Annotated in this window: 25 protein-coding genes, 1 pseudogene and 1 riboswitch; of the genes and pseudogenes, 3 read left to right on the top strand and 23 right to left on the bottom strand. The window is 54.6% G+C overall.

Going from position 1 to position 21,474, the window contains the following annotated elements; translation table 11 throughout:
- Positions 1 to 8 precede the first annotated feature (8 nt).
- From fgIL to lfgB, 9 genes are all read right to left on the bottom strand, one after another.
- The gene (gene fgIL / locus AXW79_RS00365) at positions 9 to 1,115 is read right to left on the bottom strand and encodes a lateral flagellar basal body P-ring FlgIL (RefSeq protein WP_005314254.1); all 1,107 of its coding nucleotides are present in this window, start codon (positions 1,113 to 1,115) and stop codon (positions 9 to 11) included.
- Between the two features lie 8 nt (positions 1,116 to 1,123).
- Positions 1,124 to 1,795 carry a flagellar basal body L-ring protein FlgH gene (gene flgH, locus AXW79_RS00360; protein WP_005314257.1) on the bottom strand — a complete coding sequence of 224 codons (672 nt, stop codon included), beginning with the start codon at positions 1,793 to 1,795 and terminating at the stop codon, positions 1,124 to 1,126.
- Complete coding sequence (lfgG, locus tag AXW79_RS00355) at positions 1,795 to 2,580, bottom strand: lateral flagellar basal-body rod protein LfgG (protein ID WP_005314259.1); 786 nt, start codon at positions 2,578 to 2,580, stop codon at positions 1,795 to 1,797. The genes flgH and lfgG overlap by 1 nt, the downstream gene beginning before the upstream one ends.
- Positions 2,581 to 2,644: 64 nt before the next feature.
- On the bottom strand, positions 2,645 to 3,379 hold the full coding sequence (lfgF, locus tag AXW79_RS00350) for a lateral flagellar basal-body rod protein LfgF (RefSeq protein WP_005314261.1): 735 nt from the start codon (positions 3,377 to 3,379) through the stop codon (positions 2,645 to 2,647).
- 10 nt (positions 3,380 to 3,389) lie between these two features.
- Positions 3,390 to 4,583 (bottom strand): lateral flagellar hook protein FlgEL, encoded by a 1,194-nt coding sequence (gene flgEL / locus AXW79_RS00345; protein WP_005314263.1) that lies wholly within the window; start codon positions 4,581 to 4,583, stop codon positions 3,390 to 3,392.
- An 18-nt stretch (positions 4,584 to 4,601) separates the two neighbouring features.
- Complete coding sequence (locus tag AXW79_RS23495; protein WP_227534387.1) at positions 4,602 to 4,739, bottom strand: hypothetical protein; 138 nt, start codon at positions 4,737 to 4,739, stop codon at positions 4,602 to 4,604.
- Between the two features lie 20 nt (positions 4,740 to 4,759).
- Positions 4,760 to 5,296: a flagellar hook assembly protein FlgD gene (locus AXW79_RS00340; protein WP_005314268.1), complete on the bottom strand. Its 537-nt coding sequence runs from the start codon at positions 5,294 to 5,296 to the stop codon at positions 4,760 to 4,762.
- A gap of 3 nt (positions 5,297 to 5,299) precedes the next feature.
- The gene (gene flgCL / locus AXW79_RS00335; protein ID WP_005314270.1) at positions 5,300 to 5,725 is read right to left on the bottom strand and encodes a lateral flagellar basal body rod protein FlgCL; all 426 of its coding nucleotides are present in this window, start codon (positions 5,723 to 5,725) and stop codon (positions 5,300 to 5,302) included.
- Between the two features lie 2 nt (positions 5,726 to 5,727).
- Positions 5,728 to 6,117 carry a lateral flagellar basal body rod protein LfgB gene (lfgB, locus tag AXW79_RS00330; protein ID WP_005314272.1) on the bottom strand — a complete coding sequence of 130 codons (390 nt, stop codon included), beginning with the start codon at positions 6,115 to 6,117 and terminating at the stop codon, positions 5,728 to 5,730.
- Between the two features lie 57 nt (positions 6,118 to 6,174).
- On the opposite strand from lfgB, the gene lfgA reads away from it, so the two are divergent.
- The 3 genes from lfgA (at position 6,175) to lfgN (ending at position 7,761) form a co-directional block, all read left to right on the top strand.
- Positions 6,175 to 6,969, top strand: a complete 795-nt coding sequence (gene lfgA / locus AXW79_RS00325; protein ID WP_005314274.1) for a lateral flagellar basal body P-ring formation protein LfgA — start codon at positions 6,175 to 6,177, stop codon at positions 6,967 to 6,969.
- Positions 6,970 to 7,045: 76 nt separating this feature from the next.
- Entirely contained in the window at positions 7,046 to 7,321 is a 276-nt protein-coding gene (gene flgM / locus AXW79_RS00320) for a flagellar biosynthesis anti-sigma factor FlgM (protein ID WP_005314277.1), read from the top strand.
- Positions 7,318 to 7,761, top strand: coding sequence for a lateral flagellar protein LfgN (lfgN, locus tag AXW79_RS00315; RefSeq protein WP_005314279.1), 444 nt, complete (start codon positions 7,318 to 7,320; stop codon positions 7,759 to 7,761). Before flgM ends, lfgN begins: the two co-directional genes overlap by 4 nt.
- A gap of 3 nt (positions 7,762 to 7,764) precedes the next feature.
- On the opposite strand, the gene lfiJ is transcribed toward lfgN, so the two are convergent.
- The 14 genes and pseudogenes from lfiJ to lfiM form a co-directional block, all read right to left on the bottom strand.
- On the bottom strand, positions 7,765 to 8,181 hold the full coding sequence (lfiJ, locus tag AXW79_RS00310) for a lateral flagellar protein LfiJ (protein WP_005314282.1): 417 nt from the start codon (positions 8,179 to 8,181) through the stop codon (positions 7,765 to 7,767).
- Positions 8,182 to 8,190: 9 nt separating this feature from the next.
- Positions 8,191 to 9,531 carry a lateral flagellar FliI-like assembly ATPase LfiI gene (gene lfiI / locus AXW79_RS00305; RefSeq protein ID WP_005314284.1) on the bottom strand — a complete coding sequence of 447 codons (1,341 nt, stop codon included), beginning with the start codon at positions 9,529 to 9,531 and terminating at the stop codon, positions 8,191 to 8,193.
- Positions 9,524 to 10,216 (bottom strand): lateral flagellar assembly protein FliH, encoded by a 693-nt coding sequence (lfiH, locus tag AXW79_RS00300; protein ID WP_005314286.1) that lies wholly within the window; start codon positions 10,214 to 10,216, stop codon positions 9,524 to 9,526. The genes lfiI and lfiH overlap by 8 nt, the downstream gene beginning before the upstream one ends.
- A gap of 12 nt (positions 10,217 to 10,228) precedes the next feature.
- Positions 10,229 to 11,257 carry a lateral flagellar motor switch protein FliGL gene (gene fliGL / locus AXW79_RS00295; protein ID WP_005314289.1) on the bottom strand — a complete coding sequence of 343 codons (1,029 nt, stop codon included), beginning with the start codon at positions 11,255 to 11,257 and terminating at the stop codon, positions 10,229 to 10,231.
- A complete protein-coding gene (fliFL, locus tag AXW79_RS00290) occupies positions 11,244 to 12,986 on the bottom strand; it encodes a lateral flagellar M-ring protein FliFL (protein WP_073531776.1) in 1,743 nt (580 codons plus the stop codon). Before fliFL ends, fliGL begins: the two co-directional genes overlap by 14 nt.
- Before the next feature lie 17 nt (positions 12,987 to 13,003).
- The gene (gene lfiE, locus AXW79_RS00285; RefSeq protein WP_005314292.1) at positions 13,004 to 13,330 is read right to left on the bottom strand and encodes a lateral flagellar hook-basal body complex protein LfiE; all 327 of its coding nucleotides are present in this window, start codon (positions 13,328 to 13,330) and stop codon (positions 13,004 to 13,006) included.
- 12 nt (positions 13,331 to 13,342) lie between these two features.
- Positions 13,343 to 14,719 carry a lateral flagellar response regulator transcription factor LafK gene (lafK, locus tag AXW79_RS00280; RefSeq protein ID WP_011898282.1) on the bottom strand — a complete coding sequence of 459 codons (1,377 nt, stop codon included), beginning with the start codon at positions 14,717 to 14,719 and terminating at the stop codon, positions 13,343 to 13,345.
- Between the two features lie 139 nt (positions 14,720 to 14,858).
- A riboswitch (cyclic di-GMP riboswitch) is annotated at positions 14,859 to 14,946 on the bottom strand.
- 196 nt (positions 14,947 to 15,142) lie between these two features.
- Complete coding sequence (gene lfhA, locus AXW79_RS00275; protein ID WP_005314296.1) at positions 15,143 to 17,218, bottom strand: lateral flagellar biosynthesis protein LfhA; 2,076 nt, start codon at positions 17,216 to 17,218, stop codon at positions 15,143 to 15,145.
- A 3-nt stretch (positions 17,219 to 17,221) separates the two neighbouring features.
- Positions 17,222 to 18,358: a flagellar biosynthesis protein FlhB gene (flhB, locus tag AXW79_RS00270; RefSeq protein WP_005314298.1), complete on the bottom strand. Its 1,137-nt coding sequence runs from the start codon at positions 18,356 to 18,358 to the stop codon at positions 17,222 to 17,224.
- Positions 18,355 to 19,137, bottom strand: a complete 783-nt coding sequence (gene lfiR / locus AXW79_RS00265; protein ID WP_005314301.1) for a lateral flagellar biosynthetic protein LfiR — start codon at positions 19,135 to 19,137, stop codon at positions 18,355 to 18,357. The genes flhB and lfiR overlap by 4 nt, the downstream gene beginning before the upstream one ends.
- A complete protein-coding gene (gene lfiQ / locus AXW79_RS00260; RefSeq protein ID WP_005314303.1) occupies positions 19,134 to 19,403 on the bottom strand; it encodes a lateral flagellar biosynthetic protein LfiQ in 270 nt (89 codons plus the stop codon). The genes lfiR and lfiQ overlap by 4 nt, the downstream gene beginning before the upstream one ends.
- A gap of 1 nt (position 19,404) precedes the next feature.
- A complete protein-coding gene (gene fliP, locus AXW79_RS00255; RefSeq protein ID WP_005314307.1) occupies positions 19,405 to 20,139 on the bottom strand; it encodes a flagellar type III secretion system pore protein FliP in 735 nt (244 codons plus the stop codon).
- On the bottom strand, positions 20,139 to 20,516 hold the full coding sequence (lfiN, locus tag AXW79_RS00250) for a lateral flagellar motor switch protein LfiN (RefSeq protein ID WP_005314315.1): 378 nt from the start codon (positions 20,514 to 20,516) through the stop codon (positions 20,139 to 20,141). The genes fliP and lfiN overlap by 1 nt, the downstream gene beginning before the upstream one ends.
- 7 nt (positions 20,517 to 20,523) lie before the next feature.
- Positions 20,524 to 21,392, bottom strand: a pseudogene (lfiM, locus tag AXW79_RS00245) (lateral flagellar motor switch protein LfiM).
- Positions 21,393 to 21,474 lie beyond the last annotated feature (82 nt).

The raw sequence follows: 21,474 nt of genomic DNA, 5'->3' as shown, positions 1-21,474 counted from the left end.
AGCGATCCTTAGATGACTACCAGTTCTCCCTCGAGGGCACCGGCCTCATCGAGAGCTTGTAAAATGGCCATGACATCATCGGGAGTTGCCCCGAGTGAATTGACTGCCTTGACGATCACCTCGAGCGAAGTGCCATCCGGCCAGACAAACATGTTGTTTCGTTCGCGATCCACCTGGACCTTTGAATTGGGTGTCGTCGTCGTTTGCCCATTGGAGAAGGCATTGGGTTGACTGACATTCTGGCTCTCGCCTATGGTCACGGTCAAACTGCCATGGCTAACCGCAGCCTTGTGTACCTTGACCCCTTGCCCCATCACCACGGTCCCGGTCCGGCTGTTGAACACAACTCTGGGCCGCTCCTTGCCCATATCAACTTGAATGTCTTGCAGCAACGCCATGAAAGAGATCCGCTGACTCTCATCCTTGGGAGCCGTGACCTGGATCCGCCCCGCACTTACAGCTCTGGCAACTGGACCCAGCTGGCGGTTGATTTCTCGCTCAACATTGCGGGCCGTTTTAAAATTGGGCTGGTGCAGGTTGAGCGTCACCTCGGGTTTATCCGCAAAGTTACTGACGGCCTCGCGCTCAATGATGGCGCCATTGGGAATGATGCCTGCCGTCGGCACATTGATGGTCACAGAAGAACCGGATTGCCCTTCAGCCTTGACCCCGGCGACCACCAAATTTCCTTGGGCAACGGCGTACACGTCCCCATCGATACCACGTAATGGCGTCAACAACAGTGAACCACCACGCAGGCTCTTGGCATCCCCGATTGAGGTCACAGTGACATCCACCAACTGCCCCTTGCCTGCCAAGGCCGGCAGCGTCGCCTGTACCGATACGGCAGCGACGTTCTTGAGCTTGGGGTCGAGATCATCGGGCAACTGTACACCAAACTGCTTGAGCATGTTGGCCATGGATTGGCCGGTAAATTTGACCTGGCTGCGATCTCCCGTACCCGACAGGCCGACAACTAGGCCATAACCCACCAACTGGTTGGTTCGCATTCCCTGCACATCGGCAATATCCAGCAAGGCCCGCTTGGCAGGGGGCGCGGCATTAGCCCACCAGGGCAGACTCAGGCAGAGCAAGGTGATAAACCATTTGTTCATGTAAACCCTCAAAAAGGTGCGAATGCGGAACTGAAGAAACGCCCCAGCCACCCCATCTGGTTACTGTCGGCAAGGGCACCACGCCCCGCATAGGTAATGCGGGCATCGGCAATTCGCTGAGAGGAAATACGGTTGCTCTGATCGATATCTTCCACTCTCACCATGCCACCCAGACGGATATATTCGTCTCCTTGATTAAGCCGGATCCACTTCTCCCCCCGGATCCCCAGCACCCCGTTTGGCATCACTTCGGCAACCGTTACCGTAATGGAACCGGCTAACGTATTTTGCTGGCTGGAGGTAGCGCCACCATCAAAGTCACGATCGGCACTCAGGCTGGCGCCCCAGTCGGAACGCACTTTTCCACCGATAGAGGGTGCTGGTACGTTCATGCTGCTGTTCTTGCTCATGCTGGTGTTGGCTTTCTTGCTCGACTGGGTACGTTCTTCCAGTACCACGGTCAGAATATCGCCGATACGATAGGCACGACGATCCTGAAACAGAGTCATCATGTAGTCGCCACGATAGAGGCTACCGTCCTCTCCCCGAGCCGAGACAGATAACTTGGGCCGGGAAGGAGCCCACTTTTCGTCCCCTGGCTCAGGAGCCTTGAGTTCATAAGTGGCACAGCCACCCAGCAGTAATACCACCCAAAGATAACGCCACATCGCCTTCATCATCACAGCGCCTGGGTGACGAACTTGAGCATCTGATCTGCGGCGGATACCACCTTGGCATTCATCTCATAGGCACGCTGAGTGGTAATCATGTCGACCATCTCCTCCACCACGTTGACGTTGGAACTTTCCAGCGTGAACTGCTTGATGGCGCCCATCGCCTCTTCACCTGGCACCCCTTCAATGGCTTCACCTGATGCACCAGTCGCACGGTAAAGGTTGCCCCCCAGAGCTTCCAACCCAGCGGGATTCGTGAAATTGGTCAAGGTAATACGCCCCAGCTCCACATTTTCTTGCTGGCCTGGCAGCGTCGCACTCACGGTCCCATCAGTACCGATGGAAACCTTGGTCGCATTGTCGGGGATCTGGATCTGCGGCAACATAGGCAGCCCATCCGAATTCACCAGCAAACCTTCGGCATTGCGATGCCACTGACCATTACGGGTATAGGCCGTTTCTCCATCAGGACGTTCGACACCAAAGAAACCGGCACCGACAACCGCCATATCCAATTCCTGATTCGTATTCTGAAACTGCCCTGGGGTAAACACTTTCTGTGTGCCGACCACTCGCACACCATTACCCATCTGAATGCCAATGGGTGACAGGTTTTGCTGATCCTGCTGAGCGCCCGGCTGGCGTTGTACCTGATAGAACAAGTCTTCAAAGGCCACGCGATCGCGCTTGAAGCCAACCGTATTCACGTTGGCCAAGTTGTTGGAAATGCTGGCCATCTTGGCATCTTGTGCCGACAGACCCGTTTTACTCACCCAAAGTGCTGCATGCATTTTTGCTTCTCCACCTGATTCGTTGGTGCGCTACCAAGCTGCAAGCTCGCCACGCATCTCTTTGCTAGCCCTGACCGGAAATAAGTCTGGCCCCCTGCCGGGCCTGATCATCTGCGGTTTTCATCAACTTGACCTGAAGCTCGAAATTGCGTGTCAATGACATACTGCTGATCAACTCATCGACCGCATTGACATTCGCTCCCTCAAGAAAACCTGAGGCCAGTACCACCTGCTCACTGGTCTCGGCATCCCCCCCTTGGCGCAAGCGGAAGAGTCCATCTGGACCTTTTACCAGTTCAACCGGATCCGGGTTGACCAGCTTGAGGCGACCCACATCCAATCGGGCACCACCACCCGGTGGCGTGATACTCAGGGAGCCATCCTTGCCGAAGCTCAAGTCACGATAGGCAGGCAGTACCATTTCCCCACCATCTCCCAGCACAGGGCGGCTATTGAGAGTCAACAGCCCTTCAGCATCCACTTCCAGGTTACCTGCCCGGGTATAGGCTTCTTTGCCATCGGCCGTTTGCACTGTGATAAAACCTTCACCACGCACCGCCACATCCAGTTTGCGACCCGTTTGCATCAGGGCACCCGCCTTAAAATCCGTGCCGGCCATCTCTTCACGCGCCATGACCCGGCTTGGGTAGCCATCACCGGTCAGTGCATAGGCTGAGACACGCTCAAAATCGGCCCGAAAACCGGCGGTATTGACGTTAGCCAGGTTATTCGCCCGAATCTGCTGGGCCATCAGGGTGTGTTGCGCCCCCGACATAGCGGTATAGATAAGCTTTTCCACGCATCAAGCCTTAGAAGGAGTTGAAGAGAACCTGGGTCATCTTGTCAGCTGAGCTGATGGTTTTAGCGTTGGCTTGATAGTTACGCTGGGAAGTCATCAGGCTGACCAGCTCACCGGTCAAGTCCACGTTGGAGCTTTCATAAGCTCCCGCGGTGAGTGAGCCCATGGTCCCGGTTCCTGGCGCACCCAACACCGGCTGACCTGAGCTGAAGGATTGTTGCCAAGTGGTGTTGTTGGTTTGTATCAAGCCATTCGGGTTGGTGAAGTTGGCCATCACCACCTGCCCTTGCAGCAAATTCTGACCATTGGTGAAGGTGGCATACACGCCACCATCGGCATCCACCTTGACCCCGGTCAGATCTCCGGCAGCATACCCATTTGATTGGTTACGGGTAGCGTTGAAGTCAGAGGCATACTGACTGACTCTGCTCATATCCAGTTGCAACGCAATCGGGGATGCACCTGCTGGTGCCAGAGCCAAACTGGCGGGAATAGTGGAAGCAGCTATGTCCAGCTTGCCATTAAGATCAAAGTTCATTTTGGCTCCAACAGGTGGCACAACTGCCCCATTGAAGGTGTAATGAACATCCCAAGCATTAGCCCCTGTTTTCACAAAATACTGGGTAACTGTATGCTCAGTTCCGAGCGAGTCATAAACCTTACTGGACTGGGAATAGCTGAAGGTCTCTGACTTGTTGGGGTCAAAAGCGGGTGCCGGCGGGGGGGGAGGGGTGATAATGCTGGCATCAGCCTTGAGATTGGCTACGAACTCCAGCTGGTCAGATGCCTTGGCTGGCAAGCTGCCTGCCTTGACCTGAATATCGCCAACCACGCCGGATTGCAGCTCACCCGCATCATTGGTGGTATAGCCTTGCAGACGAGTGCCATTGGCTGTAGTCAGATAGTTGCTGGCATCCCGTTGAAACATACCCGCACGGGTATAGGAAGTCTGGCCATTGCTATCTTTCAGCACAAAAAAACCACTACCAGAGATGGCCAGATCCAATCCTTTACCGGTACGCATCACATCGCCATTGCGGTCAAAATTCTGGGAAACGTTGTTCATCTCGACACCATAGATGGCGGCAAACTCGGCACGGCTCGACTTGAAACCAGCCGTGCTGGCGTTAGCCACGTTGTTACTGATAACACTCAATTCCTGGTTCACGGCGCGCAGGCCGCTCAATCCGATACTGAAAGACACAATTTCGCTCCTATCTGATTACGCCGATTTACCAAACTGGATGGCACTGAAGAGAGGCACATCACCCACTCCAGCCACCTGTAACATGATCTCACCCGTGCCGGGCAAGGTGACACGCTCGACCTTGCTGGCCACAAAATTCTTGGATGTGGTCACCACACCATCGAGAGAGGCTTTTACCGCGAAGCTGTATTCACCGGCAGGCAAGGGAGGCAATTCATAATCGAGCCCCCCAGCCTTGCTATCACCCCAATTCTTGGTCGCAACCAGGTCCCATGTTCGTCATACACCTTAAGCTCAACTTGATCCGCAGCGCCGGCCAGCTCAATCTGCCCACGAATCCCCTTTTCGGCGCTCTGGGTCAGCGTCTTGCTGGGAACCATTACTTCCTTGTCGATCAGGTCCGTACTCTGCAATACCTGCTGGGTGTCCATCATATTGATCGACTTCTGCTGCAGGACTTTGAGGCTCTCAACCCCTTCCACCATGCTGAACTGCGCCAGTTGGGTGACGTACTGGGCACCATCCAGTGGATTGGTCGGGTCCTGGTTCTGGATCTGGGCAACCATCATCTGCAAGAATTCGTTGCGCAATTGCATGCCACCCTGGGGGTTCTGGCCTGCAGCCGCACTGTTGGGGGCGATATCGGGTGTAGCAACACGCTGACTGGTGCTACGTGCAGTATCCAGGCTACTCACCTGAGGCAGGCTCATGACTTATACTCCCTGGCCCAAGCGCAGCAGACCTTGCTGCATGCTATTGATACGATTGATCACTTCGACCGAGGTTTCAAAACCGCGCGAGGCGCTCATCATGTCAGCCATCTCTTCAACTGCGTTGACGTTGGAGTAGTAGACGAAGCCATCCTGATCGGCCAAGGGGTTGGTCGGCTCCAGGCGTTTATCTACCTGGCGATCAGACTGCACGATTCCGGCGATCTGTACCTGAGCAGCCCCTAGCGAATCAGCATCCTGTACGCGTTGATACAGCGTGGAGAACACCGGCTTGATGGCACGAAAAGCGGCATCTTCACTACCTGCTGCACTGTCCACGTTTGCCAGATTGGAGGCCACCGTATCCAGACGTACGGTTTGTGCACGCATGGCACTGCCTGCGATGTCATAGATTCGATTAAACGACATGATTAACGGCCCTCGATCGCTTTGGCGATCCCGGTAATTTTCATATTCAGGAAGGTGAGACTGGTCTGAAAGTCGGTAGCATTATTGGCAAACTTGCTTTGTTCAACACTGAGTTCGGCGGTATTGCCATCCATGGAAACCTGATAGGGAATACGGTATAGAGGATGTTGCATATCATTTGCCATGACGCCCTGACTGATGGAGGCACTCGCATCTCCCGTTGCAACTTGCTGCGCGACACGCCCCAAGATCGTCTTATAATCGACATCTCGGGCCAGATAGCCAGGGGTATCCACATTGGCCAAGTTCCCTGCCAGAATGCGCGCCCTATCCGCCCGCACATCCAGGGCATAAGGGTGTACACCAAGAGCGCTGTCAAATGAGATACTCATGCTTCATCCTTCTATGAATCTGTCAGACCAGTGCATTCTTTATCAAGACTCATGCCAATGATGAATATCCTTTATTCCCGCTGGTTACAGCATCAACAGTGGCTGATAACACTGATAAAAGGGGAAGTGTTGTTTCCTGTATGGAAGCGTATTGGCCTACTGGGCCTGCTGATGCTGTCATACCCGCTGCAAGCTGTACCAACTGACTTGTCACGGCATTTGGATACCCGACTGAAAGAGGATGCCAGTGACGCGCTGAATAGCTATTTGCAGCAACAAGGCTGGTCAGCCCCTGAGGCCGACTACCAAGTCTGGATCTCCCCAGCAGTGACCCATTTGCCTCCCTGCCAGCAAGCCATTCGTCTGCAAGCAGGAGGTCAATATAGGCAACCCTGGGGGCGGCGTCCCTATCTGGCTGAATGCACGGAACCTGCATGGCAGCTAAGGGCACGTGTCGAAGTGACGCTCATGTTGCCAGTGTGGGTGACGGCACAAGAGATCCAGAAAGGCCAAGCCATTCGTGCCGGAGATCTCGTCGAGAAATCTCTTGATATCAGTCGATTGCAACGCGGCTTTGTTCCAAGCTCCGAATCTCTTGTGGGGAGCAAGAGCACTCGGAATCTCAGGATGGGTCAGTTGATTGGTGAACTGGATTTACAAAAGGCTTGGGCCGTTCGGGAAGGGGAGGGAGTACTAATCAGAGCCGGCCTCGACGGTTTTTCCGCAACCACCCGCGGCAAAGCATTGGCAAACGGCGCCATTGGTGACGGCATTAAGGTAAGAAATATCAGTTCAGGCAAAGAGATTCAGGCCTGGGTGATTGATAAAGGGGAAGTCGAAACCCGTTTTTAACCCAAAGGGCTGGTTCGATTTAAGTTAGGCTGGCATTGGGTCGCTTGTCAGAGATAGACCATCAGGAATTGACGTTATGAAAATCACACGCACCGACCCGCTCTATGTTCAAACCCAGTTGCAACGCAAGCCGGAGTCTGCGACCACACAGCCACAAGCACGCGCCAGCCAGGCTGATGCCCAGATAAGCACCACGGCGCAGTTTGTAAACCAAGCAAGGGCGCAGCTTGCAACGACATCGGATGTGGATATGGAGAAGGTGAACCAGATCCGCCAAGCAATCAGCGACGGAAAGCTCGAACTCGATATGGATGCGCTGAGCCAAGCCATCCTGGATATGCATCGTCGATGAGCGTGGATCCCAAGCTGCGGGTCAAGCAATTGATCATCGGTGTCCAGCAAGATTGTGGTCGCTACGCCGAGCTACAACAACAGCTGCTACGCCAACACAGCCTGCTGGCAGCTCACGATGTCAACGGGCTGGCTGAACACAATCAGCGGCAAACCCAGCTGATGGCAGCAGTTCAGCAGCAGGCACAACAACGCTGTCAACATCTGCTCGCGTTGGGATTGAAACCGGACGAAAAAGGGATGGCGACACTGATCGCAAAACTGCCAGCCAGTTTGCAAAAAAACGTTGCCAGCCAATGGCAACAGCTTGAGCAGCTGCTTCAGCAATGCTTGCGCCAGAATGAACTCAATGGTCGCCTGCTGGCCGGGCAGATCGAGACAATCAATACGCTATTGGGACAAGAACAACCCTATGGCAAACTGGAAAGCTTCCCAGACTAATTCTTATCCTTCTCTCAGCACGCGATGACGCAGACTGGATAACTCATCCAGCTGTCGCTGTTCCCGTGATTCCTGCTGCTGACGCTGGGCCAAGTTACGCTTATCCAGCAACAGTTCCAATCCTTTGACCCGACCAAATTGCTTGAGCACCTGACCTTCGTGGTGCTCCAAATCCAATCTGGCCAAGGCAGACTGCTGTACTTGGTGAACCAGCAGATGGCGCAACTGCCCCTCCATCTGCTGCTTGTTCTGCCACAGCAGGGGATGAAATGTTGCCGAACCGGTACTCAGAGAGCTGATCACATCTTGCAACCTCAGTGCCCTCTTCTCTTCTCGCATGGCCTCTTCTCGCAGACGTTGGCGCTCCTTACCCATCACCTCCAACGCATTCTGCTGCAAACCAAGATAGGATTTCAACATGGCGGATCCTTAAGACTTCCCGAGCACTTGCTTCAGCCCTGTCATCACCTGGACAAAAGGCGTCTCCTCATGGATACCCTGTTGCAGGAAGGCTGCGATAGCAGGGTAACGCTGTACCGCCTCATCCATCTGGGGGTCAGCTCCTGGCTGATAACCGCCCAATGGCAGCAGCTCACGCACCTGTTGATAACGCCCCCACAACTGCCGCAGTGTCACCGCCAGCGTCTGCCATTCGGCAGGGACAACCTGTGGCATGACTCGGCTCACGGAGGCACCTATATCGATAGCGGGGTAATGTCCCTCCTCCGCCAAGCGGCGAGTCAGAACAATATGGCCATCAAGAATGGCGCGGGCCGCATCCACCACTGGATCCTGCTGGTCATCCCCTTCTGCCAAGACTGTGTAGAAAGCGCTCAGAGAACCGTCCTGGTGTATGCCATTACCCGCTCTCTCAACCAGCTGGGTCAGCATGCTGAACACTGACGGTGGGTAGCCCCGGGTCGCGGGCGGTTCCCCTATTGCCAGCACGATCTCGCGCTGAGCTTGGGCATAACGGGTCAAGGAATCCATGAGCAGCAGCACATCCCGCCCCTGCTCACGGAAATACTCGGCGATACGGTGACACAATTGTGCCGCGCGCAGACGCATCAGCGGAGATTGATCCGCAGGGGCCGCCACGACGACCGCACGCGCTAATCCTTCCGGGCCCAGGCTGTGCTCGATAAATTCGCGCACCTCTCGCCCCCGTTCACCAATCAGTCCCACCACCACTATCTGCGCGGTCGTATTGCGGGTCATCATGCCCAGCAGCATACTCTTGCCGACCCCGGAACCCGCAAACAGGCCCAGGCGCTGTCCCTTGCCGACCGTCAACAGACCATTCAGACCATTGATGGCGCGAATGCCCACATCGAGCGGCTCGCGCACTGGCGTACGCAGCAGGGGATTCGGGGGGATGGCGAACAGAGCAACACGCTCACCGTCATCGCGCAACGGACGACCATCCAGGGGTTGCAACAGACCATCGACCACACGTCCCAATAGATGCTCACCGACCTGTATTGTCTCTTCACCATCAATGGGAAGCACACGTGCACCGGCATAGAGGCCACTCATGGGTTGCAGCGGCATCAAGTAGGAAATATCCCGATTGAACCCGACCACTTCGGCCAGCAGCGGTGCCCCTGTCGCCGTATCAACCCGGCAACGCTGTCCCATCACCAGCTGACAGCCAACCACCTCCAGCGTCAACCCTGTGACTCGAACCAGCCGGCCATAACGGCGAAAACCGGGGACATCCTCAAAACTGTCCAGCGCTGAAGTAAGCGCCTGTTGCAGCGCTTCATGCATCCTGTGGCAATTCCAGCGTACTATTTAGCTGCTCGATACAAGAGGCGAGGCGCTCTCCTGTATTGACTTCGATCACCGCAGCCCGCGTTTCTATACGGGCATCACCCACACTCAGGGTGCTATCCACCTGCAATGGCCAACCCTCACACCGGGTAACGCCTTGCTCAGCCAAACGCTGGCGATCTCCCTCACTGAGATAAATCACCAGCTCTTCTGATGCAGCTGGCAGACTCGCCAAGGCCTGCTCCACCTGATTGAGTACCTGCTGTGGATTGAGGGTAAATTCAGCCTGGATCACTCGTTTCGCAACCTGCGTCACCAGCTGGGCAACCAGTTCTTTTTGTTCCTGCATGCGAGAACGGGTCAAGGACTCCCATTGCGCCTGCAGCTTGGCGAAGGGAACCAGCGCCTGATCGAACGAGGCACGCCCTTCTGCCAGGCCCAGTGAAAAACCACGAGTTTGGCCCTGCTGCAGTCCCTTGGCCTCCCCGTCAACTAGACCGCTGGTCAACCCTTGCTGATAGCCAGTCTGATACCCTTCATCATGGCCTTGCTCCAGACCCTGCTGATAGCCGAATTCGAACTGCTCCTGCTGACTCTGCGCCTCTTCTCCGCTTTGCCCCAACGAAGGAAAACGGTAAAGACGAGTGGTGCCCGTCGCCAACTTGCGAACATTGTGACTCATGAACGCCTCCTGTTAATTGACGGTGGGCTCTTCGAACAACTGGAATTCAACCTCGCCCTGCTCCACCAATTCGCGGACCAGTTGCATGACCTCTTCCCTTGCCTGCTCAACCTTGCGCAAGGAGACACTGCCCTGCCCCTGAATTTGGGCATCCAGAGCCTGGGCCATCCGTTTCGGCATGGCTCCCAGCACCACTTTACGGAAGCTGGCTTCGGTATTTTTCAGCGCCAATGCCAACAGATCGCTTGGCAGTTCCTGTACCAGACGTTGCAAGGTTTCATCCGATTGACGACGCAAGGCCATGAAGTCGAACATGTTCTTCTCGATTTCCAGCGCCATGTCACCATCGTGTTCCCGCAACAGGGAGAGTATCTGCTCCTTGTCGCCCTGATAACGGTTCAGGATGTCGGCCACCTGTCGTACGCCATTGACTTTGGCTCCGGACTGATCAGCCACGTAGGCAAGGCAGCGGTCCAATGTCAGACGCAGCTCTCCCAACACGTGTTCACTGACGCTATTGAGGCTGGCAACCCGTACCAACAGATCATCGTGGACGGAACCAGGCAGAGCATCCAGTACGGCGGATGCCGTCTGGGGCGGCAGGAACGCCAGCAGAACCGCCTGCATTTGCGGATGCTCGTTACGGAAGAAGCGGGCCAACACATCGGCAGGAACCCATTGCAAACGCTGGATATCCTGGCTCATGACATCGCCATACAGGCTGTCGAGCAGACTGCGGGAGAGCCGCTGCCCCAGTGCGAGATCAAGCGTCTGTTCCAGATATTCCCACGAAGCGCTGCCAATCCCGCTCTGCTCACGGTACTGGTTGAAGAACTGCTGCAAAGTCCACTTTGCCTCCATCGAGCTGACGCCAGACAGACCCGCCATCTTGGAGATGAGTCGTTGCACTTCGTCACGGGAGAGTTTCTGCATGACCTTGGCTGCCGCCTCTGTGCCCATGCTCAACAGCAAAATCGCTGCCTTTTCCAGATTATCGATGTCGATATCGACGGCATTTTGGTTCAGATTAACGTTGTTCATTGCCACTCACCCATGATCTGACCACTTCCGCTACCCGAGCGGTATCCTTCTCGACCAGCAACTGCAGATGCTGAAGCTGTACTTCCAGTTCGGAACCCGGCTCTGGCAATGCCTCCAGATTCAAGGAGGAGAACTGGGGTTCCATCTGATTATCTGCACGGATCAGACCATTACTCATCATCGGAGCCGTCAGGGCGGCATCGTCATCGCGCCGCATGGAGAGACCCACAGTTGGTTCTTGCGGTTCGTCCTGCTCTTCGGTTGGTTCCTCATCAGGCAACTGCTGGGTACGCACCAAATGCTTCACCAATGGACGAATCCCGAAGAACACCAACGTCAAGCCAAGCAGGCCACCGACCAGATAACGTAATGAGTCTTGCCAATAAGGTGTTTCCCACCAACCCGATTCAGGAGGAACAATCGGCACAGCAGCGGTAAAGTCGAAGACTTGCAGGCTGATCTGATCGCCCCGCGCGTTATCAAATCCGACCGAGCGCTCCACCATCTGACGGATTTGCTCCAGTTGTTCTGCACTCCAGCCATCCTTGGGCGCACTTTGCTGATTTAGCAAAATGGATACATTCATTTTCTCCAGCCGGCCCTGTTGATAGCGGGTATGTACTATGGTCCGGCTGTTTTCATACTGTTTGCTGACCTCTTGCCGCTCGGTACGAGAGTCATTTTTCTGGGTATCCGTGTTTGCTTCTACCTGATTCTGAGCGGGTTGCTCATTCTTGGGGGTAGTCTCAGGTGGGCGATTCGACAAGGCACCAGGAATCCCAAGTGCCAGTGCGTCTATGGTTTTATCCGACTTGGTGGACTCTTTGGTAACCACCCCTTGCGGATCCAGCTGCTGCTGGGTCTCTTCTACTGCATTGAAGTTTACATCGGCAGCAATCTGTACTCTGAAATTGCTCGTACCCAGCATGGGATAGAGCATGTCGCTGGCACGCTGGCGGATGTATTGCTCAAGCTTGCGCACATACTCCATCTGCTGCACGCTTTGCTTGCCGAAACCAGCCTTGTCACCCAGCTCGGCGCTGAGCAGCTGACCCGCCTGATCTACGATTGTCACAGCGCCCGGCTTCATGCCCGAGATGCTACCGGCCACCAAATTGGCGATTGCCTCTACCTGCCCAGGTTCCATTGCCTGACCCGGCTGCAGATCCATCATCACAGAGGCACTGGGTTTTTCTTCATCACGACCAACAAAGAGGGTTCGCTTCGGGATCGCCAGATGAACGCGAGCGCTACGTACCGCATCCAGCGAAATAATGGTTCTCGCCAGTTCCCCTTCAAGAGCATGCCGGTAGCGGGCACCCTCCATAAATTCGCTGGTACCAAGGCCGGTGACAGTATCCAGCCCTTCCAGACCAGAAGGCATGGCGGCCCTGACACCTCTGGCCGCCAGCGCCATGCGCACATGGGCAAGTTGGCTCTCGGGGACCAAGATTTGACCCGAGCTTTTTTCCAGACGAAATGGTACTTGCTCTTTCTCCAACATCTCCATGATGTTGGCAGTATCGTAAAGCTCCTGTTTTCCATACAGAGGCACGTAATTCTTGCTGGAAGTCCACAGGATCACGACGATCGTACCCGCCACAATGGCGGCTAACAGCGCGATCGTCAGAATGGATTTATTGTCGCGAGAAAGACTACGCCAATTGCGCAACCCTTCCTGGACTCGTGTTCTGAAGGAATCCGAAGCCCCTTGAGGGGACGTTACCAGTTCAGTCATCACTTACCTCAGAGTGGCATACGCATAATGTCGTCAAAACCGGTCATCAGCTTGTTTCGTACCTGCATCAGGGCTGAAAAGCTGAGGCCCGCTTTTTGGCTGGCCACCATGGCACCAACCAGATCATCGCTCTGACCCGCATCGACGGCGGTCATCAGTTTTGAGGCTATGTTCTGCTGCTCGTTGACTCGACCGACGACATCGCGCATGGCATCGGTGAATGACACATTCGATGCATCATTCAATTCGATGGAAGGGGCTTGGTTGGCGACTCGCTGCATCTCCTGCATCTGCTGCAGGAGCGTCACCTGTGATGACATCATTTCAATCTTCACTCGGTTATCCCTTTAGTTTTGAATCTGCTGCTCAATATCTACGCCCTGCTCACGCATGGCCGCCAGCTTGTATCTCAATGCCCTGGTCGTCATTCCAAGGGCCTCTGCTGTGCGGGTCCGATGGCCGCGAAAGCGGCGCAGGGTCTCTAGTACAAATTGAAATTCTGCATACCGACGCGTCTCACTCAGTCCTTCTGGGGAGGAAAACGCTTCCGGTAACGCATCGTCTGATTCAATGGTGTAACTGGGCAGCATCAAATCGACTGCCTGAATATGCAATCCGCGAGCCATGATTAATGAACGTTGCATGACATTATCCAGCTCCCGGACATTACCAGGCCAACCATACGCCAACAGCTGCTTACGGGCATTTTCGCTCAAACGATAGCCTTGCTGAGGTGCGTGCCGCTCGATGAAATATTCGGCCAGTGGCAGTATGTCATCCGGGCGCTCCCGTAGCGCAGGCCAACTCATGGGAAGCACGTCGAGACGATAAAACAGATCTTCCCGAAACTGGCCCATGGTAACGAGAGTCCGTATATCCTTGTTGCTGGCAGCGATAATCCGCACATCCAGCGTGATCGTTTGGTGACTACCGAGCCGCTCGACCTCCTTCTCTTGTAAAACACGCAGCAGTTTGGCCTGAAGCGACAACGGCAACTCAGAAATTTCATCGAGTAGCAGCGTCCCACCCTGTGCCAGCTCAAATTTGCCCGGTTGAGTACCTGTCGCCCCAGTGAACGCCCCCTTGTTATGGCCAAACAAGATGGACTCGATCATAGACTCCGGAATGGCGGCGCAGTTAACAGCGATAAAAGGCTTGCTGGCACGATTGGACATATCGTGGATATAGCGAGCCAGTCGCTCCTTGCCCGTTCCTGACTCCCCACCAATGAGGATGGTGGCAGACGTCTTGGCTGCACGACGGGCAAGTTGCAGTACCTGCAGGCTCATGGCAGAGGTCGCAATCAAATTGGGAATGGATTGGCGCAGACGTAACGCCCCCCTCACTGCATCGAGCATTTGCTGGCAGCCAAATGGTTTGACAATGTAGTCAATAGCTCCCGCCCGCATGGCTTCTGCCGCGAGATAAGCCTGCTGTTCATTCACCAAAATGACGCAGTCGACGTCGCAGAATTCATGTACTAATTGGGGACCAGCCTCGGTCATGACATCGATATCGAGCAAGATCAGAGCAACTGAGTTATCGGCGAGAATGAATTTAGACTTCTTGATCGAATCAACGCAGGAGACAGCGTATCCCTGCGCCAACAATATCCCCTCAATATCGTTTCCATTTGATAACGAAGGTCTGATCAATAACAAATGAGGAGCGCTCTCAATACCAATGGGTCTTGAGTTTTTCTTGATAGATAAATCCGAAAGCATATGAACCCGAACCCGTGATTGTTGACAAACCAACCAACAGAACTGATGTGTCAAAAATAAAAGCGCACCATGCTAGAAATGGCGCCTCTAATGGGCGTCTCATTTATGCAGAGAGTGGTATCAAGGCGGTAACAATGGCCTTGGTAACCCCGCTATCATTAGCATTACTGCTATTAGACCGGAGGCTTTGCGTCCTGACTTTTCAGTTCAGTTTGCCTTTATCATGCGACTGTCCGTAGTGGGACAAGACAGCTCCACCTATCCGGTGATAGCTGTGTAACACATGTGAATTGTTATATTTGTTATTTATTTTTAACACTTTGTGCGTCAAAAACAGTCACATCATAACTGCTTCCAATGACAATTCAAGTAGATATGCGGAATATCAACTTCCCGTCACCCCATAAACATGGCAGCTCAGCTTCAGCCTAATGTTCCAATAACCTCCACCCTCAGCTCTTCTGGAATTTCATTATAAGAGAGTACTTTGAGACCTTTTGAAAAGGAGCGAGCATATCGTGCCATCAAGGGCCTGAGCTGCGGCATCACAACCAATACCGGAGCATGACCTTGCTGTTGCAACTGCTCTTTCACCAACGGCATATTTTGCTGTAACTGGGCCAGCAATTGAGGATCAACTGGGAAGCTGTCCAGCTGGATCTTGCCCTGCTGTTGAGACTGGTTCATGGCTGCCAACAGAGTCTGCTCCAGACGGTCATCCAGGGTAAACGCGGCCAAAATATCGCGCGAACCTATTGCCTGCCTGACAATCTGGCGTTTCAAGGCACATCTGACATCGGATGCCAACAAGACAGGATCCTTGGTCAATTCGCTCGCATCCAGCAAGGTGGTAGCAATGGTTCGAATATCGGTGAGGCTGATCTGCTCCTTGAGCAACTGTCGGAAAACCCTCAGTTGCTGCATCTGGGTAAGCGCCAGATTAAGTTCTTCTGCCAGACGGGGTGACTGGGTAGCCAGATATTGGCCCAACTTGCCCACCTCATCATGACCAAACAGAGAATCAAGCTGCTCTCTCAACAGCTTGCTGGTATGAGTGGCGATAACTGTCGCGGAATCGACCACGGAATAACCCAGGTTCAAGGCCTTGGCCTTGTTCTCCGGCGAGATCCAGACTGCATTCATACCATAGGCGGGATCCTGGGTCAGCTCACCGTCCAAGACTCCATACGTCTCCCCACTGCTGATGGCCATCAGTCGCTGACAGTCGACGTTACCAGCCGCAAGTGCCACACCGGACAACTTGATCCGGTATTGATCGGGTTGTAACTGCAAGTTGTCACGCACCCGGATCTCGGGTAGCAGGAAGCCATATTGCTCGGACAGGGTCTTGCGAATACCCCTTACCCGGGCAAGCAGTTCGGCCCCCTTGTCCGCTTCTGCCAAGGGCACCAGCCGATAGCCCAGTTCAATGGCGACCGCATCGACAGGAGGCAGGTCCTGCCACTCCAGTCCCTGTGGCTCGGACTGCACCATCTGGCGCGTCAGCTCCTGGGCTGCATCAAGGTCAGGATCATTGACCCGACGCTTGCTGACACTCCAACCTGCCCATGCCAGCACGGCGGCAAAGCTGAGAAAAGCCAGCATAGGCATGCCAGGCACCAGCCCCAGGATCAGCATGATGGCCGCAGCGGTATAGATAACCCGCGGCGATGCCAGGATCTGCTGACCCACCTGATCCGACATCTCGCCTTCATCGCTGACCCGAGTCACTATGATGGCAGCGGCGGTAGACATCAGCAAAGAAGGGATCTGGGCGACCAGACCGTCACCTATGGTGAGCAGGGCATAACTCTGGAAGGCCTCGGCAACCGGTAGCGAGTGCTGGAAAATACCGATTGCCAAACCACCCACCAGGTTGATGATCAACACCAGCAAGCCGGCGATTGCATCGCCGCGTACAAACTTGGACGCACCGTCCATTGCACCGTAGAAGTCAGCCTCCCTGGCTATCTCCTCCCGCCGCGCACGCGCCTGATGCTGATCCATGGTGCCGGCGTTGAGATCTGCATCGATCGCCATCTGTTTACCAGGCATCGCATCCAAGGTGAAACGAGCGGATACCTCGGATATCCGCTCGCCACCCTTGGTGATCACCACGAAGTTGATGATCATCAGGATCACGAAGACCACCAGACCGACGACATAGTTACCGCCGATGACTACTTCCCCGAAGGCCTGAATAACCTTACCGGCAGCCTCATGCCCCTCGTGACCATGCAACAAGACGACGCGGGTAGAGGCAACGTTGAGCGACAACCGCATCAACGTTGCCACCAACAACACTGTGGGGAAGACGGAGAAATCGAGCGGGCGACGGGCCGAGACAGAAACCAGCAGTACTAGAACCGCCAACACTATGTTGAACGTGAACAGGACATCCAGCAGCCAACCGGGCAGAGGCAAGATCATCATGGCCAGTATGGCCAGGAGCAACATGGGGATCGCGGTGTAGGATTGGGTCAATACACGCCAGTTCACAACTTACCTCTCAGGTTGACGTAACTCGGGCGGCACATGCAAAGGGGCAAGAGGAGTAGGTTTTTTCCCCTTGCCTGCCGCATAGGCCCGTAACTGCAATACATGGTTCAGCACATAAGCCACCGCGGTATAAAGACCCGCAGGCACTTCCTGGTCGACCCGGGTGGAGTAATAGATGGCCCGGGTCAGATCCGGCAGACTCATGACCATCTTGTCGTGCTGCTTTGCGACCTGGCGGATCCGTTCCGCCATGCCGTCAACCCCTTTGGCAATCACGTAGGGGGCATTTGCCCGCTCAGGATCATATTTAATGGCCACCGCATAGTGGGTCGTGTTGACGATAATCACATCTGCCTGTGGTACACGCTGTTCGATACGAGCCCGGGCAAGCATCCCTTGTACCTGGCGGATCTTGGCCTTTATCTCGGGCCGCCCTTCACTGTTTTTGTGCTCATCCTTGACCTCTTGTTTGGTCATTCTCAGTTGCTTGTTCAGGGACCAACGCTGATACGGCACGTCCAGTACTGCAATCAGCATCTGCACACTGCCAAGCAAAATAAATGCCTGAGAGAGGATCTGCAGCGCCTGCTCCATCGCAGCCTGGGGCGGCATGCGGTTCATCATCATCAGCAAGGGCCATTGGTGTTGCAGCATCAGTGCCAACGTTGAGCCAATCAGCAGGATCTTGAGCACTGACTTCAGCAGTTCCATCAGGCTGTGAGTTGAGAGCATCCGCTTGAGCCCCTTGAGCGGATTGAGCTTCTCTGCGCTGGGCAGTAACTTCTTCCAGGTCAGCACCATGCCACCTGGCACTATGCTGAGCAGTACCAGCAACAATGCCAGAAAACCGAACAGAGGTAGCAGTACCCACAACATGCTGAGCAGCGCTTCAGCCGTCCAGTGAATCATCATTTGCGGATCACGGGCACCTTGCCAGTCAAAACGTTGAGGACGTTTCATCAACTCGGCAAAGAAGTGGCCAAAGCTGGGTACCATCCATTGCATAGCGAGGCCCCCCAGCAGCAATAGCCCGGCAGAGCTCAGCTCCTTGGAGCGCGCTATCTGTCCTTCTTCCCGCGCCTTGCGCAGTTTCTGGGAAGAGGCCTCTTCGGTTTTATCCTGGGCGCTATTCTGGCTCATGACGGGGTCAGAGCCCTGAGCTGCTCCAGCACATGCGTCACCAGGTCAAGATAGCGGGCCGGTACTCCACTGATGGAAATAGCCATGGTCACCAACCCGAGCAACAAGGTCATGGGAAAACCCAGCGAAAAGATGTTCAGAGATGGCGCAGTGCGGTTCATGACCCCGAAGGTCAGGTTGACCATCAACATGGCCACCACCGCAGGCAAGGTCAGGATCAATGCGGCACCGATACACCAGCCAAACAAACCTATGACCCCTTTCATATCCAGCAAGTCGAGCGAAGATCCCGGTGGCCAGCTGCGCAAACTCTGTACCAGCACATCCAGAGTGACCAGATGACCATTGAGCCCAAGAAACAACAGTGAGCAGAAGATAAGCATCAGCTGGCTGACGATAGGTGCAGAATCTCCGTTGCTGGGATCATTCATCACTGCCATCGCAAGGCCCATCTGCATGGAGAGGATCTGCCCAGCCATAGTCATGATCATGAACAACATCTGGACACAGAGTCCGAACAGCAGCCCGAACAACAGTTGCTCCACAGTCAGCACCAGGGCACCAGTGCTGAAAGGATCGACCACTGGCATCTCTTTTAACATGGGAGCGATCAACAGGCTGATAATGAAGGCGAAGAGCAAACGCACTTGTGGCGGGATCCGACCATCACCAAATACCGGCATAACCCAAAATGCGGTGGCAATCCGGATGAATGGCCACCACCACTGCCCCAGCCAAGCCGTCAGGTCGGCAGCACTGAGAGACAGCAGGGAATTCATCCAATAAGCCCGGGTATCTTCAGAAACAGATCGTGGAACAAGGTCGTGATTTGGGAGAGCAACCAGTTGCCGGTGAAGATGAGCGTCATCAAAGTCACCAAAAAACGTGGCAAGAAGCTGAGTGTTTGCTCCTGGATCTGGGTAGCCGCCTGAAACACGCTGACGACCAGACCGACGATCAGGCTCGGTACAATCAGTACCGAAACCATCACCACCACCAGGTTAACGGCACCACCAATGAGCGCCACACTCTGCTCTGGTGTCACGTCAGCCTCCACTACCAAAGCTAGCTGCGAGGGTACCTACCGTCATGGACCAGCCATCCACCAGCACGAACACCATCAGCTTGAATGGTAACGAGATGATAAGGGGCGAAAGCATCATCATCCCCATCGCCATCAGTACGCTGGCAACGACCAGATCTATCACCAGAAAGGGGATAAACAACATAAATCCTATCTGGAAGGCCGTATTCAGTTCACTAAGCACAAAAGCAGGCAGCAAGACTCCAAACGGAACCTCATCCTTCGTGAGGGAGGTGGGCTCACCGGAGATCCGCAGCATCTGTTCCAGATCCGGTTCGCGGGTCTGCGCCAGCATAAAATGACGCAAGGGCTTTTCAGCCCGAGCAATCCCCTCCGACAGGCTAATTTCATTCTGGTCGTAAGGGATGAATGCATGCTGATACATGTCAGTCCACACAGGGCGTATGATCACTATCGTCAATATCAAGCTGATGCCTATCAGTACACGGTTGGGAGGGCTCTGCTGCAAGCCCATCGCCTGGCGCAGAATCGCCAGCACTATGATGATCCGGGTAAAGCTGGTCATCATGAGCAATAGCGTCGGAAGGAGCCCCAAAAGGGTCATAAAGAACAGGATCTGCAACTTGATGTTGTAGTCCTCCCCACCTTCCGCCCCCGGTAAAACCGAGAACAATGTCATGTCTGCCCCCCAACTGGGCAGCGAACACAACAGCAGAGCAAACAGCAGGTGGCGCATCAGTCGTCCATGCCGCCCAGCAGATTGGTGTCGATCACATCCACCAGACGCAGACCATATTTACCATTGACCACAACGACTTCCCCCTTGGCCAGCAGGCGGCCATTTACCCGTACGTCAAGCGTCTCGCCAGCCAATTTATCGAGCTCGATAACAGCCCCTTCTTCTACTCGCATCAATTCCCCCAGCGAGACCTCGGTACTGGCCACTTCCAGCGTTACCTTGACCGGGATCTGGCGAAAAAAGGAGAGATCCCGCTGCTTGCTGCTACTGGTGGGAGCCATATAGTCTGCCGCACTCGGCATGCTGATATCATCACCAAATAGTTGATCCAGACCATCCAAATCCAGCGGGTCATTCATAGTGTGCTCGTTCATGATTCGATTATTCCTCTACGACCGTCGCGACCTGATAAACCAGGCTGCCTTTATGTTCAGCGATACGTCCACTAAAGCAGGGACGGTTACCAATCAGGGCTGGCACCAATTCTGGTAAATCCAGCGAGAGCACATCGCCCACCTTGAGACACTCCAGGTCGGCCAGCGTCATGGACAACTGCCCCATCACCACGCGTAAACGTGTGGGAATGTGTGTCAGTGCCTGCTCCAAAGTGCCATCTTGCAAGGCGTGCCCTGCCGCAGGACCTGTACTCTCAGCGGGTGGAACCAACCACAACTGCCAACCATGGGAAAAGCTCCCCACCGTCAGGGTGGCTGCGGCCATCCACAGTCGTGACACCGGGAGTACATCACGTGTAATCAAAGTCAATTGCCACTCGAGATCACCCAGCCCCAGGCAGGAAGACCAGATGTCGACCTGATATTGGCAAAGACGCAACACCAGGCGTTGCTCGGTATCCGTCAATCCTTTGCTATGAGAGGCGGTTTCTCCCTGATTGCGTAAAGAGCCGCCGAAGAAGAGCACCGCCAAACGATAGATAACTGAAGGGGATATGGAAAAATAAGCGACCCGTTGGGTATCAAGCAGACTACGGGCCTCAACCCAGATCAAGCCATCATCATGTTCCGGGGATGAAACGGCGATGAACTCCTGATAAGTCAGCTCGCAATCAGCGCTATTGAACAGCTGAGCCATGCAGCCTGCAGGGAAAATGTCCCCAACTGGGCATTTACTTGTTTGAGTCGCTCCCGGTCTGCTCGTTCGACACCCAGAAGATCATAATGGGGAAGGGTTTTGCCCCGCTCAGCACAAAGCAACCGAGAAGGTGTGAGCATTACGCCGCTTGATGACATTAAGAATCCACCTTAGCCATTTTTATCTCGCCTTACTGCCACAGAGACATCTATCAGGCCAGCCATGTGATCGATACAAATA

The sequence above is a fragment of the Aeromonas salmonicida subsp. salmonicida genome, assembly GCF_001643305.1.
GTDB lineage: Bacteria > Pseudomonadota > Gammaproteobacteria > Enterobacterales > Aeromonadaceae > Aeromonas > Aeromonas salmonicida.
The sequence above is the reverse complement of the archived record's forward strand: the minus strand, read 5'-3'. Positions and strand labels throughout refer to the sequence as shown.

Excerpts from the sequence above, each read along its gene's own strand:
- fgIL (WP_005314254.1), bottom strand. The coding sequence starts at position 1,115 with ATGAACAAATGGTTTATCACCTTGCTCTGCCTGAGTCTGCCCTGGTGG.
- flgH (WP_005314257.1), bottom strand. The coding sequence starts at position 1,795 with ATGATGAAGGCGATGTGGCGTTATCTTTGGGTGGTATTACTGCTGGGT.
- lfgG (WP_005314259.1), bottom strand. The coding sequence starts at position 2,580 with ATGCATGCAGCACTTTGGGTGAGTAAAACGGGTCTGTCGGCACAAGAT.
- AXW79_RS00340 (WP_005314268.1), bottom strand. The coding sequence starts at position 5,296 with ATGAGCCTGCCTCAGGTGAGTAGCCTGGATACTGCACGTAGCACCAGT.
- flgCL (WP_005314270.1), bottom strand. The coding sequence starts at position 5,725 with ATGTCGTTTAATCGAATCTATGACATCGCAGGCAGTGCCATGCGTGCA.
- lfgB (WP_005314272.1), bottom strand. The coding sequence starts at position 6,117 with ATGAGTATCTCATTTGACAGCGCTCTTGGTGTACACCCTTATGCCCTG.
- lfgA (WP_005314274.1), top strand. The coding sequence starts at position 6,175 with ATGATGAATATCCTTTATTCCCGCTGGTTACAGCATCAACAGTGGCTG.
- flgM (WP_005314277.1), top strand. The coding sequence starts at position 7,046 with ATGAAAATCACACGCACCGACCCGCTCTATGTTCAAACCCAGTTGCAA.
- lfgN (WP_005314279.1), top strand. The coding sequence starts at position 7,318 with ATGAGCGTGGATCCCAAGCTGCGGGTCAAGCAATTGATCATCGGTGTC.
- lfiJ (WP_005314282.1), bottom strand. The coding sequence starts at position 8,181 with ATGTTGAAATCCTATCTTGGTTTGCAGCAGAATGCGTTGGAGGTGATG.
- lfiI (WP_005314284.1), bottom strand. The coding sequence starts at position 9,531 with ATGCATGAAGCGCTGCAACAGGCGCTTACTTCAGCGCTGGACAGTTTT.
- lfiH (WP_005314286.1), bottom strand. The coding sequence starts at position 10,216 with ATGAGTCACAATGTTCGCAAGTTGGCGACGGGCACCACTCGTCTTTAC.
- fliGL (WP_005314289.1), bottom strand. The coding sequence starts at position 11,257 with ATGAACAACGTTAATCTGAACCAAAATGCCGTCGATATCGACATCGAT.
- lafK (WP_011898282.1), bottom strand. The coding sequence starts at position 14,719 with ATGCTTTCGGATTTATCTATCAAGAAAAACTCAAGACCCATTGGTATT.
- flhB (WP_005314298.1), bottom strand. The coding sequence starts at position 18,358 with ATGAGCCAGAATAGCGCCCAGGATAAAACCGAAGAGGCCTCTTCCCAG.
- lfiR (WP_005314301.1), bottom strand. The coding sequence starts at position 19,137 with ATGAATTCCCTGCTGTCTCTCAGTGCTGCCGACCTGACGGCTTGGCTG.
- fliP (WP_005314307.1), bottom strand. The coding sequence starts at position 20,139 with ATGCGCCACCTGCTGTTTGCTCTGCTGTTGTGTTCGCTGCCCAGTTGG.
- lfiN (WP_005314315.1), bottom strand. The coding sequence starts at position 20,516 with ATGAACGAGCACACTATGAATGACCCGCTGGATTTGGATGGTCTGGAT.